Source organism: Streptomyces zinciresistens K42 (genome assembly GCF_000225525.1).
Classification (GTDB): Bacteria; Actinomycetota; Actinomycetes; order Streptomycetales; family Streptomycetaceae; genus Streptomyces; species Streptomyces zinciresistens.
In genome coordinates this window covers 1-11,762 of the sequence record NZ_AGBF01000203.1, presented here as the reverse complement: position 1 = coordinate 11,762, position 11,762 = coordinate 1, and the positions used below count along the sequence as shown (strand labels likewise).

Annotated in this window: 11 protein-coding genes and 2 pseudogenes; 7 read left to right on the top strand and 6 right to left on the bottom strand. The window is 74.5% G+C overall.

What is annotated here, in order from left to right; translation table 11 throughout:
• Window positions 1-291, top strand: a pseudogene (locus SZN_RS31180) (serine/threonine protein kinase); the annotation flags it as partial.
• Here SZN_RS31180 and SZN_RS31175 read toward each other — a convergent pair.
• The gene (locus SZN_RS31175) at window positions 237-1,055 is read right to left on the bottom strand and encodes a hypothetical protein (protein WP_007502861.1); all 819 of its coding nucleotides are present in this window, start codon (window positions 1,053-1,055) and stop codon (window positions 237-239) included. The pseudogene SZN_RS31180 and the gene SZN_RS31175 overlap by 55 nt on opposite strands.
• A 49-nt stretch (window positions 1,056-1,104) precedes the next feature.
• A complete protein-coding gene (locus tag SZN_RS31170; protein ID WP_086021474.1) occupies window positions 1,105-2,154 on the bottom strand; it encodes a LacI family DNA-binding transcriptional regulator in 1,050 nt (349 codons plus the stop codon).
• Window positions 2,155-2,374: 220 nt separating this feature from the next.
• Here SZN_RS31170 and SZN_RS31165 point away from each other — a divergent pair, with 220 nt between their 5' ends.
• The 3 genes from SZN_RS31165 (at window position 2,375) to SZN_RS31155 (ending at window position 5,200) form a co-directional block, all read left to right on the top strand.
• Window positions 2,375-3,328, top strand: coding sequence for an ROK family protein (locus SZN_RS31165; RefSeq protein ID WP_007502859.1), 954 nt, complete (start codon window positions 2,375-2,377; stop codon window positions 3,326-3,328).
• A 355-nt stretch (window positions 3,329-3,683) separates the two neighbouring features.
• On the top strand, window positions 3,684-4,010 hold the full coding sequence (locus tag SZN_RS31160) for a hypothetical protein (RefSeq protein ID WP_043734092.1): 327 nt from the start codon (window positions 3,684-3,686) through the stop codon (window positions 4,008-4,010).
• A gap of 146 nt (window positions 4,011-4,156) precedes the next feature.
• A complete protein-coding gene (locus SZN_RS31155; protein ID WP_007502857.1) occupies window positions 4,157-5,200 on the top strand; it encodes an NUDIX hydrolase in 1,044 nt (347 codons plus the stop codon).
• Window positions 5,201-5,272: 72 nt separating this feature from the next.
• Here the strand turns inward: SZN_RS31155 and SZN_RS31150 are convergent, their stop codons facing one another.
• Window positions 5,273-6,628, bottom strand: coding sequence for a dipeptidase (locus SZN_RS31150; RefSeq protein WP_007502856.1), 1,356 nt, complete (start codon window positions 6,626-6,628; stop codon window positions 5,273-5,275).
• A gap of 133 nt (window positions 6,629-6,761) precedes the next feature.
• Between SZN_RS31150 and SZN_RS31145 the strand changes: the two genes are divergently transcribed.
• Complete coding sequence (locus SZN_RS31145) at window positions 6,762-8,024, top strand: geranylgeranyl reductase family protein (RefSeq protein ID WP_007502855.1); 1,263 nt, start codon at window positions 6,762-6,764, stop codon at window positions 8,022-8,024.
• 21 nt (window positions 8,025-8,045) lie between these two features.
• Here the strand turns inward: SZN_RS31145 and SZN_RS31140 are convergent, their stop codons facing one another.
• Entirely contained in the window at window positions 8,046-8,495 is a 450-nt protein-coding gene (locus tag SZN_RS31140; RefSeq protein WP_007502854.1) for a nitroreductase family deazaflavin-dependent oxidoreductase, read from the bottom strand.
• 128 nt (window positions 8,496-8,623) lie between these two features.
• Here SZN_RS31140 and SZN_RS31135 point away from each other — a divergent pair, with 128 nt between their 5' ends.
• Complete coding sequence (locus SZN_RS31135) at window positions 8,624-9,319, top strand: TetR/AcrR family transcriptional regulator (RefSeq protein WP_007502853.1); 696 nt, start codon at window positions 8,624-8,626, stop codon at window positions 9,317-9,319.
• Window positions 9,320-9,391: 72 nt separating this feature from the next.
• Window positions 9,392-9,758: pseudogene (locus tag SZN_RS39295) on the top strand (LuxR C-terminal-related transcriptional regulator); the annotation flags it as partial.
• Here SZN_RS39295 and SZN_RS31130 read toward each other — a convergent pair.
• The gene (locus SZN_RS31130; RefSeq protein WP_043734089.1) at window positions 9,722-10,027 is read right to left on the bottom strand and encodes a DUF6332 family protein; all 306 of its coding nucleotides are present in this window, start codon (window positions 10,025-10,027) and stop codon (window positions 9,722-9,724) included. The pseudogene SZN_RS39295 and the gene SZN_RS31130 sit on opposite strands and share 37 nt — an antisense overlap.
• A gap of 187 nt (window positions 10,028-10,214) precedes the next feature.
• Window positions 10,215-11,384 carry an MFS transporter gene (locus tag SZN_RS31125; protein WP_007502850.1) on the bottom strand — a complete coding sequence of 390 codons (1,170 nt, stop codon included), beginning with the start codon at window positions 11,382-11,384 and terminating at the stop codon, window positions 10,215-10,217.
• Window positions 11,385-11,762: the final 378 nt, after the last annotated feature.

The window sequence follows — 11,762 nt, the reverse complement described above, 5'->3', positions numbered from 1 at the left end:
GCGCCGGACCCCGTCTGCTTCTCGATCGGCGCGGGAAAGTACAACTGCACGGTGTGGAAGCAGGCCGAGTCCTTCACCGCGTCGGGCACCCGGGTCGGCGTCCTGAACGCGGGCACCAACTACTTCTACTGCCAGCAGAACCTGGGCCGGCGCGAGACCTCCGGCCGCTGGACCAACGTCTGGTGGGCCAAGACGGACGACGACAGCGGCAACACCGGGGTGTACGTCAGCGACGTCTACATCGAGGGCGGCGACAACGACGAGCCGGTGCCCGGACTGCCGGTCTGCTGAGACCCCTCCTGTGCGGCGGCGTACTCCTCCAGGCCCGCGAGCGTCACCCGCCTCTCCTCGGCGAACAGCCGGGTGCCCCGGTCGCACAGCGCCGCGTCCGCGCGCGCCCGCGCGCAGAACTCCTCGGGCGTGGCCCCGAACAGGGCCCTCAGCCGGGCCGAGTCCCGCAAGAGCCCGGTGAGCAGGGGACGTTGGCCCGGGTGGACGCGGGGCGCGCCGGTGCCGTCGTGCAGGACACCGTGGCGGTTGATGTAGACGAAGACCCCGGGGAGCGTGGTGCCGTCCGCGAGGCCGGTCCGCGCCACGGACGAGGGCAGCCGCACCCGGGTGTAGTTGCCGTGCGGCAGGGGCACACCCTCGCTGGCGTCGATCACCGCGAGCTGCTCGCCGTCGAGCCAGATGACGAACAACTCCCTCACGCGGCCCGGCGCGTGGAACGGTGAGGCCGAGACATAGCCGAGGCGGCTGACATGCGCCGAGACGCCGACCTCCAGGCCCGTCACCCGCGCCCGCACCATCGGCAGCGGTGAGGTGATCCCGAACGCCTCCATCTTGCGGCGCAGTTGGGCGGGAGACGCGTTGGAGCCGACCGCGAGGACGGGCGTGCGGTCGTCGTGCACCAGGCGGTCCAGGGGCAGCAGGCGGTCCCCGGCGAGCAGCCCGGAGTCCGCGGGCCAGGCGCCCGGATAGCGCAGCGGGTGGTCCCGCGGAGCCTCCGCCAGGCCCAGCGCCTCCAGGCTGCGGTCGTCGTCCACGGGCCGCACAGCGCTCACTCCGTCCCTTCGGTCCTCGTCCGCTCGCGGCCCCGCCGGCTCAGCCCGACGGAGGCAGCTCGCCCGACCCCCGGGTGATCAGCCGCGTCGGCAGCTCGATGCGCTCCGGGGCGACCAGTGTGCCGTCCAGCTGCCGGAACAGCCGCTCGGCCGCCGTCCTGCCGAGGGCTGCGGAGTCCTGGGCGACCACGGTCACACCCGGCTGGAGCAGGTCCGCGAGCTCGAAGTCGTCGAAGCCGACCAGCGCCACGGGGCGGGCGTGCGCGGCGAGGACGCGGATCACCGTGACGGTCACCCGGTTGTTGGCCGCGAAGACCGCGGTGACGGGGGAGGGGCCGGTCAGCATCTCCTCGGCCGCCCGCCGCACCCGCTCGGGATCGGTGACGCCCAGGGACATCCAGGCGTCCTCCACCGGTATCCCCGCGTCCTCCATCGCGGCCCGGTAGCCCCGCAGCCGCTCGGCGGCCGTGTGGATGCGGGGCATGTCGCCGATGAAGCCGATGCGGCGGTGACCGTGGCCGATGAGGTGGGCGACCCCGTCCCGGGCGCCGCCGCGGTTGTCGGAGAGCACGCAGTCGGCGTCGATCTGCCCGGCCGGGCGGTCGACGAAGACGGTCGCGACGCCCGCCTTGAGCTCGGGCTCCAGATAGCGGTGGTCGTCGCCCGCCGGAATGACCACCAGCCCGTCCACCCGCCGCGCGCACAGCGCGAGGGCCAGCTCCTGCTCACGGTCCGGGTCCTCGGCGCTGGAGCCGTTGATGAGCAGCGCGCCGTGCGCGCGGGCGACCTCCTCCACCGCACGGCTGAGCGGACCGTAGAAGGGGTCCGCCAGATCCTCCAGGACCAGGCCGATGCTGGCCGTACGGCCCTTGCGCAGCACCCGCGCGCTGTCGTTGCGGCGGAACCCCAGCGCGTCGATGGCCTCCTGGACGCGGCGCTCGGTCTCGGGGGTCACCCCGGGCTCGCCGTTGACCACGCGCGAGACGGTCTTCAGTCCGACTCCGGCACGCGCCGCCACGTCCTTCATCGTCGGCCGATTGCCGTATCTGTTCTCGGGAAGGCGGTCGGGTCGGCGGATGGTCTCGGGCACGATGCGCTGTCCTGTCCTGTCGTCGCCCACGGGGGGATGCGTCGTCCATGGGTTTGTATGAGGATGTGGCGTCGAGCATAGAGCCTGGACAACGTTGTCAGATCCGGGAGACACTGTCCACCGCGCTCTCCGGCCCGCGCCCCCCACCGCGGGACCGGCGTGCCCGATCCCCGTGGCCGGGCGGGGAGATCCGATTGGTTGACGGGGAGAACTGACACTGATGCACACCGACCTCGTGGCTGCGCTCGACATCGGCGGCACCAAGATCGCCGGGGCGCTGGTGGACGGCCACGGCACGATCGTGGCCCGGTCCCAGCGCGCGACGCCGGCGCGGGAGGACGGCGAGACGGTCATGGGGGCCGTCGAAGAGGTCCTCGGCGAACTCTCGGTGTCGCCCCTGTGGAGCCGCGCCACGGCCGTCGGCATCGGCAGCGCGGGCCCGGTCGACGCCTCGGCGGGCACCGTGAGTCCGGTGAACGTCCCCGGCTGGCGCGCGTACCCCCTGGTCCGGCGGGTCCGCGAGGCGGCGGGCGGCCTGCCCGTCGAGCTGATCGGCGACGGCGTCGCCATCACGGCGGCCGAGCACTGGCAGGGCGCTGCCCGCGGCCATGACAACGCGCTGTGCATGGTCGTCTCCACCGGGGTGGGCGGCGGCCTCGTGCTGAACGGCCGACTGCACCCGGGCCCCACGGGCAACTCCGGTCACATCGGCCACATCAGCGTCGACCTGGACGGCGATCCGTGCCCGTGCGGTTCGCGCGGCTGCGTGGAGCGCATCGCGAGCGGCCCCCACATCGCCCGCCGGGCCCTGGAGAACGGCTGGCGGCCCGGACCGGACGGGGACGCCTCCGCCGCCGCGGTGGCCACGGCCGCCCGGGAGGGCGACCCGGTCGCCGTGGCCTCCTTCGAGCGGGCGGCCAGGGCGCTCGCCGCGGGGATCGCCGCCACCGCGACCCTGGTCGAGATCGACATCGCCGTGATCGGCGGCGGCGTCGGCAAGGCCGGCGACGTCCTGTTCACCCCGCTGCGCAAGGCGCTGACCGACTACGCCGCCCTGTCCTTCGTCCAGCGCCTCTCGGTCACCCCCGCCCAGATGGGCACGGACGCCGGCCTCGTGGGAGCCGCCGCGGCCGCCCTCGCGAAGACGGCGGGGGCGACGGCCGCGGGCGTGTGAGCGGGGCGCGGCGGGATCGTTCGCGCGCGGGGCCGCCCGCATCCCGGCACGGGCAGCGCGCCCCCGGCCGGCCTCGACGCGTTCGCCCGCGCCACGCTCGGCGTCGGGGAGGAGATCACAGACAGCCGGACCCAACCCTGGGCACCGGGCATGCGTGCCGCGGCCCGCACACGGAGCGCTCGCCGATGACTTGACCGTCCGGCACGAAGGGCGCGCCCCCGGGTGGAGACGGTGCGCCGGACGCGGCGGCCGATTCCGTGGGACCCCCCGGTGAGGCGTGCCGCGTTCGCCTCCTTCCGCGGTTCACCCGGAGGCGGGGCGTGACTCCGGGGGCGGTCGCGCAGTTGAACCGGTCATGAAGAAGCGCAGCATGCTCGCCATCGCCTCCCTGGCCACCGGGTTCGTCGTCGCCGCGGTCACCCCCTCCCACGCGGCCGAGTCCTCCGGTGCCGCCGGTGCCCCCACCGCCGGGCTGCCCGGCACCACCGGCGGCGAGATCAAGGCCGCCGGGCTGGACATGAGCGGGAAGAACAAGCTCGGCGGCATCGGCACGACCGCCCCGACCAAGCTCGCCGGGATCAACGTCGACCGGACCCTGGACTCGTTCGGCGGGGCCGTCAACCGCGAAGCGGACCGCGCCGTGAACGACGCGCCGCACGGCAAGGGCGGGAAGAAGGGCTGACGAGCCCGCAGCCCCCACCCCCACGGCGCCGTACCACCGCGGTCGAGCGGAGGGCGGCGCCGCCGTAGTGCGCACTCTCCCGCGGGTGGTTTCCATGGCAGTGTGGAGCGGGCAAGCCACAGGGGGCCAGCAGAAGAGGGGGAAACGTGATCGTTTGGATCAACGGCGCGTTCGGTGCGGGGAAGACCACCACCGCACGGGAGCTGATCGAGCTGATCCCGAACAGCACGCTCTTCGACCCCGAGGTCATCGGCGGAGCGCTCGCCCAGCTGCTTCCGCCCAAACACCTCACCGAGGTCGGCGACTTCCAGGACCTGCCGATCTGGCGGCGCCTCGTGATCGACACGGCGGCGGCCCTGCACGCCCAGCTCGGCGGGACCCTCGTGGTCCCGATGACCCTGCTCCGCCAGGAGTACCGCGACGAGATCTTCGGCGGACTCGCGGCCCGCCGCATCACGGTCCAGCACATTCTGCTCGCCCCGGCGGAAACGATCCTGCGTGCCCGGACAGCCGACCGGGAGACACCGCCCGACCCGCCCGACGGCGAGATACGCGTCCGGCACTGGTCCTCCGACCACATCGAGCCCTACCGCGCCGCGCTCGCGGCGTGGCTCACCGCGGACGCCCATCCCGTCGACAACGGCGGCCTCACCCCGTACGAGACCGCCGTGCGGATCGCCGAGGCGGTCGGCAGCGGCGACGTGCCCGTCTGCGACATCGTGCAGACGCCCGAGCCCACCGCCGAGACACTGGCCGCGGGGGTGCTGCTCTTCGACGAGCGGGACCGGTTCCTGCTCGTCGACCCCACCTACAAGGCCGGCTGGGAGTTCCCCGGCGGTGTCGTCGAACCCGGCGAGCCGCCCGCGCGCGCGGGCATGCGCGAGGTCACCGAGGAGACCGGGCTGCGGCTGCGGGAGGTGCCCCGCCTCCTCGTCGTCGACTGGGAGCGCCCCCAGCCGCCCGGATACGGCGGCCTGCGCATGCTCTTCGACGGCGGCCGCCTCGACTCCGCGGACATCGAACGCCTCCTGCTGCCCGGCCCGGAACTGCGCGACTGGCGCTTCGTCACCGAGGCCGAGGCCGCCGACCTGCTGCCCCCCGTGCGCTACGAGCGGCTGCGGTGGGCCCTGCGGGCACGTGAACGCGGTGCCGCGCTCTACCTGGAGGCGGGCATCCCCGCGCCCTCCTGAGCCGCGCCGCACGGCACGGGCGCGGTGGGGCGCACGGCGCGGACCGCGCACCCCGCCGCACCGCGCGGCCGCTCAACTCGCGGCGTACGCGCGCAGGAACAGCGCCTCGGCCACCGACAGCCGCTCCAGCTCCTCGGGCGAGACGCTCTCGTCCACCGCGTGGATCTGCGCCGCAGGCTCGCTCAGGCCGATGAGCAGGATCTCCGCCCGCGGGTAGAGCGAGGCGAGGGTGTTGCACAGCGGGATCGAGCCGCCCTGCCCGGCGTACTGCATCTCCTCGCCCGGGTAGGCCACCGCCATCGCCTCCGCCATCGCCCGGTAGGCGGGGCTCGCGGCGTCGGCGCGGAACGCCTGGCCCTGCCCGGCCTGTTCGGTGCTCACCCGGGCGCCCCACGGCGTGTGCGCCTCCAGATGGGCCTGGAGCAGCTTGGTCGCCTCCACGGCGTCCACACCCGGCGGCACCCGCAGGCTCACCAGCGCCCGCGCGCTCGCCTGCACGGACGGGGTGGCGCCGACGACCGGCGGGCAGTCGATGCCCAGGACGGTGACGGCCGGGCGCGCCCAGATGCGGTCCGCGACCGTGCCGGACCCGATGAGCCCGACGCCGTCGAGCACCTTCGCGTCCCTGCGGAACTGCGCCTCGTCGTACTGCAGCCCCGGCCACGGCTCCTGGTCCGTCAGCCCGTCCACGGTCGTCGAGCCGTCCTCCGCGCGCAGCGAGTCCAGTACGCGGATCAGCGCGCCCAGCGCGTCCGGCGCGGCCCCGCCGAACTGTCCGGAGTGCAGGTTGCCCGCCAGGGTGTCGATCCGCACCCGCAGCATGGTCATGCCGCGCAGGGTCGTCGTCACCGTCGGCAGGCCCACCCGGAAGTTCCCGGTGTCGCCGATCACGATGGCGTCGGCCTCCAGCAGTTCGGGGTGCTGCTCGGCGTAGCGCTCCAGGCCGCCCGTGCCCATCTCCTCCGACCCCTCGGCGATGACCTTCACATGCACCGGCACACCGCCGTGGGCCCTGAGGGCGCGCAGCGCCAGCAGGTGCATGATCACGCCGCCCTTGCAGTCTGCGGCCCCGCGCCCGTACCAGCGGCCGTCGCGCTCGGTCAGTTCGAAGGGCGGGGTGGTCCAGCCGGCCTCGTCCAGCGGGGGCTGCACGTCGTAGTGCGCGTAGAGCAGGACCGTCCTCGCGCCCTCCGGCCCGCGCAGATGGCCGTAGACCGACTGGGTGCCGTCGGGGGTGTCGAGCAGGGCCACGTCCTCGAAGCCCTCGGCCCGCAGCGCGTCCGCGACCCAGCGGGCGGCGCCCTCGCTCTCGCCGCGCGGGAACTGGTCGAAGTCCGCGACCGACTTGAACGCCACCAGTTCGGCGAGTTCCGCCCGCGCCCTCGGCATCAGCGAGGCGACGGTACGGGCGAGCGGATTCGACGACATGGGCACGCTCCTTGTGGGTGCGACGTTGTACGGGTGAGTGCTGTGATCCTCCCACAGCGGCCTGCGACGATGCCCGCCGTAGGATGCGGGGGACAGCAGAAGGCGGCGGCTTGATCGGGAGCAGTAGACCATCGTGAGCAGCGAGAACTCTTCGGCGGACGACGTACAGCAGGTGTGGGACGTCGTCGTGGTGGGCGCGGGACCCGCGGGGGCATCGGCCGCGTACGCGGCGGCGGTCGCCGGGCGGAGCGTGCTGTTGCTGGAGAAGGCGGAACTTCCGCGCTACAAGACATGCGGCGGCGGCATCATCGGCCCATCACGCGACTCACTCCCACCCGGCTTCGAACTGCCGCTGCGCGACCGCGTGCACGCGGTGACCTTCTCCCACAACGGCCGCTTCGCCCGGACGCGCCGCTCCAAGCAGATGCTGTTCGGGCTGATCAACCGGCCCGAGTTCGACCAGCAGCTCGTCGAGCACGCGCAGAAGGCGGGCGCCGAGCTGCGCACGGGCGTCACCGTGCAGCGCGTGGAGCAGCACGGCTCGGCGGTGCCGGACCGGCGCAGTGTCGCCGTCGTCCTCCAGGGCGGCGAGACCCTGCTCGCGCGGGCCGTCGTCGGCGCGGACGGCAGCGCCAGCCGGATAGGAGCCCATGTCGGGGTGAAGCTCGACCAGGTGGACCTCGGTCTGGAGGCGGAGATCCCGGTGCCGGACACGGTCGCCGAGGACTGGCAGGGGCGCGTCCTCATCGACTGGGGCCCGATGCCGGGCAGTTACGGATGGGTCTTCCCCAAGGGCGACACCCTGACGGTGGGGGTGATCTCCGCCCGTGGTGAAGGCGCCGCGACCAAGCGGTACTTGGAGGAGTTCATCGGGCGGCTCGGCCTCGCCGGGTTCGAACCGAGCGTCTCCTCGGGCCACTTGACGCGCTGCCGGGCCGGTGACTCGCCGCTGTCGCGCGGCCGGGTGCTGGTGTGCGGGGACGCGGCGGGCCTGCTGGAGCCGTGGACGCGCGAGGGCATCTCCTTCGCGCTCAGGTCGGGGCGGCTCGCGGGGGAGTGGGCCGTGCGGATCGCCGAGGCGAACGACGCGGTGGACACCCGGCGCCAGGCCCTGAACTACGCCTTCGCGATCAAGGCGGGGCTGGGCGTCGAGATGAGCGTCGGCAAGCAGCTGCTGGCGGCCTTCGAGCGCCGCCCCGGTCTCTTCCACGCGGTGCTCACCGGGTTCAGGCCGGCGTGGAAGGCGTTCATGGACATCACCCGCGGCTCCACCACGCTGGCCGGGCTCGTCCGCACCCACCCGATGGCCCACCGGGCGCTGACCGTCCTGGACCGCCGTGCGGCACGGCCGCTCGACGAGGGCGCCGCCCCCGAGGACGACGGTGCGGCGACCTGAGGGGACCGGCTCCGGGTCCCGTCAGGAGGTGACGGTGATCCGGAAGACGGGATGGTCCGGGGCGGCCGCGACGATCTCCTCGTCGGAGGACTTCGCGGTCACGCCGTTGAAGTACTGGTCGACCTCCCAGCCCCACTTCTCCAGATAGGCCCGCAGGACGGGGAGCTTCTCGGCGTCGGGAAGCTCCACCGCGGTGAACGTCCGCACCTTGCGCCCGACCCGCAGCTCGCCGCCCCCGGCCGCCCGCATGTTGCGCACCCACTGCGAGTGGCCGCGCGCGGAGACCAGGTACCGCGCGCCGTCGTGGGTGTGCGGGTTCACCGGGATGCGCTGCATCCGGCCGCTCTTGCGCCCGCGCACCGACATCTCCGCGGTGCCCGCGATGCTCAGTCCGTGGCGGGCGAGCCAGCCGACGACGCTGTTGAAGCGGACGTTGAGGGGGCTGCCCTTGAGGTAGTACGGCGACGCCATGACGACTCCCGGTGTTTGAGAGAGCAGTGCTCTCACTTGTGAGCAGTGTGCACGAAGTCCGCGAGGCAAAGCAAGAGCAGTGCTCTCGAATGTGTGCACCGCTCGCTCTTTCGTGGGAGAGTGACCGTATGAGCCAGGGCAGCACCACCGAAGGCGCGCGGGCCCGCGCCAGGGCCGAAGTCACCGCGGCCATCAAGGACGAGGCGCGCCGCCGGCTCGCGGCCGAGGGCGCCGCGAAGCTCTCCCTGCGGGCGGTGGCCCGCGCACTCGGCATGGTCTCCTCCGCCCTCTACCGCTACTTCCCCAGCCGGGACGACCTGCTGACCGCTCTCATCATCGACGCCTACGACTCCCTGGGCGAGCGCGCGGAGGCCGCGGACGCCCGGTCCGCGGACGCCGGCCCGCTGGGGCGCTGGACCGCGGTGGCGGAGGCCGTACGGGAGTGGGCGCTGGAGCACCCGCACGAGTACGCGCTGATCTACGGCTCGCCCGTCCCCGGGTACAGCGCGCCGGCCACCACGGTGCCGCCCGCCTCCCGGGTCGGGCTCGTCCTCCTCGGCATCCTCCGCGACGCCCACCGGAGCGGGGCCCTGACCACGCCACCGGTGCCCGCCGCACTGCTCCCCGAGGCCGAGCGCATGGCCGCCGAGCTGGCTCCCGACCTCCCCCCGGCCAGCGCCGCGGCGCTCGTCGCCGCCTGGGCCCAGCTCTTCGGGCTCGTCGGCTTCGAGCTGTTCGGGCAGTTCCACCGGCTGGTGGAGGACCGCGTGACCTTCTTCCGGCACGCGGCGGCCCGGCTCGCCCGCGGCGCGGGCCTGGACTGAACGGCCCCGCCCGGCGCACGCGGCCGCGGAGGCCGTACTTCCCGGGAAGCACGGGTGACCGTCGCGTGCGGGGGACGCCGCGGCTTCCTGGTCGAGGACACCGAGCCGGACGAACTCGTGCGCGCCGTGCGGGCGGTGGTCGCGGGCGACGCCCTGCTGTCACGCCGGGGGTCACCGGCGGCTCGTCGCCGAGTTCACGGCCCGCTCCAAGGACCCGACGGCCGCGCCTGCCTGTCCGAACTCACCGAACGGGAAAGGGAGGTGACGGCGCTGGTCGGCATCGGGCTGTGCCACGAGGCGATCCCGGCGGCTGGTCGCCGGCGCGCTGACGGCGAAGACCCACGCCGGCGGCACGCTGCTCAAGCTCGGGGCCCGGGACAGGGCCCAACTGGTCGCCCTCGCCTATGAGTCGGAGTCGGTCCGGCCGGGCCGGCTCGGCCGATCCACGTCGTCCGGCACCTGCGCGGGCCGCCTGAACCGCATCAGCACGCTCACCACCCGCACCCCGAACAGCGCGACGGCGGCCACCGTGCCCACGGCGACGAGCGTGCCGCCGACCCCGGCCGGCAGAGCGAACAGGAACGCGGGCCCGGCCACGGCCCCGAACAGCAGCGCCGCCGCGAACACCGCGCTGCACAGGGCGTATCCGATCTCGACGGTCATCGCGTCCCGCTCGGCCTGACTGCGCCGTCCCCCGTATGTGGTCACAGGGGGCAGTGTCGCAGCGGGTGCCCGGCCGAGCAAGCGGCTGCGCCGGGCACCCGCGCGGAGGCCGCGGGTCCGCTCGCGCTCCGATGGGACCGCCGGCGCGGGCCGGGCCGGTGCTGCCCGCCGCCCGCCGACGGCCCGGCCGCGGTCCTCGGCCCCGGTGGGCCGGTGGGGGTGAACCGTGCCGTCAGTCGGGGACCGCGCGGCGCGTGGCGACCCCGATGAGCGTGGCGACCGCCGCCAGGACGGCCACGCTGGTGAGGGCGACGGGCAGCGAGAACCACTCCGCCATGAAGCCGATGGCGGGCGGCCCGAGGAGCATGCCGCCGTAGCCGAGGGTGGAGGCGACGGCGACGCCGCTCGGACCGGCCAGGGTCCCCGCGCGCTCCACGGCCACGGGGAAGAGATTGGCGAGCCCGAGACCGGTGACCGCGAAGCCGAGCAGCGCCGCCCAGAGCGAGGGGGCGAGCGCGCCGAGCAGCATCCCGGCGACGGCCACGGTGCCGCCCGCGACGACCGTACGGCCGTGGCCGAGCCGTTCGAGCAGGGTCGTACCGCTGAGCCGGCCGATGGTCATGGCGAGCGCGAAGAGCGAGTAGCCGGCGGCGGCGAGCCCCGGTGAGGTGCCGAGGTCCTCTTCGAGGTGCAGGGCTCCCCAGTCGGCCATGGCGCCCTCGCCGTAGGCCGTGCACAGCGCGATCAGGCCGAAGACGATCACCAGCGCGCGGGTCCCGGAGCGCGGCGGGGACGTCTCGCGCCGTCCGGCGTCCGCGGGCGGGGCGGGCGCGGCGGGCGGGGTGTGGCGCAGCAGTTCGCGGCCCGCCACGGCGGTCACCAGCAGGCCGATCACGGTCAGGCCCGCCAGATGCCGGGCGGGGGAGAGGGCCCCCGCGACCAGGCCGCCGAGCCCGGCACCGACCATGCCGCCCAGGCTGAACGCCGCGTGGAAACTGGGCATGATCGGGCGCCGGACGGCCCGCACGAGGTCCACGGCCGCGCTGTTGAAGGCGACGTTGATGCCGCCGTACGCGGCGCCGAACACCAGCAGCACCAGTCCGAGGGCGAGCGGCGAGCGGGTCAGCGGGGGGAGGGCGACGCTGAGGGAGAGCAGGACCGCGCAGGCCACGGTGACGCGATGGCTGCCGTAGCGGCGGCACAGCCGGCCGGTGAGCACCATGGTGACCACGGCACCGGCGGACACTCCGAGCAGCGCCAGCCCGAGGGTGCCGGAGGTGGCGCCGGTCTGCGCCTTGACGGCGGGGATGCGGACGACCCACCCGGCGAACAGGAAGCCGTCGAGGGCGAAGAAGACGGTGAGGACGACCCGGAGCCGGGTGAGCGGAGGGTGACCCGGCACGGCGTTGTGCGATCGGGTTTTGTTTATCAGCGGCACAAATGCAGGCTAGGCGGCGCGACGGGATGCGGCAAGACCGGCGGGAGCGGGCTGTCCGGGGCGAACGGCGGGATGGGCGCTGGTGAGGGCGCTGAGCCGGTGGGCGGGACGGGGCGGGAGGACTTGGGGCGGGACGGGGCGGGAGAACTCGGGGGAAAGGGTGCCGGTGGGTGCCGGTGGGTGGTTGCCGGCGGGGGCGGGCGCGTCTGCGGCCCGTTCCGGCCAGGGCCCGTCAGCGCGGTGCCGGGCGGCGGGGCGGAGCGCACGGCGTCGGAGGTGGCGGGGCGGAGTCCACGGCGGGTCCGCGGCGGTGGGGGCGGCGGGGCGGGAGCCCAGGGCGTC

Bases quoted from the DNA above. Each gene is read 5' to 3' on its own strand.
- SZN_RS31165 (WP_007502859.1), top strand. From the start codon at position 2,375: ATGCACACCGACCTCGTGGCTGCGCTCGACATCGGCGGCACCAAGATC.
- SZN_RS31160 (WP_043734092.1), top strand. From the start codon at position 3,684: ATGAAGAAGCGCAGCATGCTCGCCATCGCCTCCCTGGCCACCGGGTTC.
- SZN_RS31150 (WP_007502856.1), bottom strand. From the start codon at position 6,628: ATGTCGTCGAATCCGCTCGCCCGTACCGTCGCCTCGCTGATGCCGAGG.
- SZN_RS31140 (WP_007502854.1), bottom strand. From the start codon at position 8,495: ATGGCGTCGCCGTACTACCTCAAGGGCAGCCCCCTCAACGTCCGCTTC.
- SZN_RS31135 (WP_007502853.1), top strand. From the start codon at position 8,624: ATGAGCCAGGGCAGCACCACCGAAGGCGCGCGGGCCCGCGCCAGGGCC.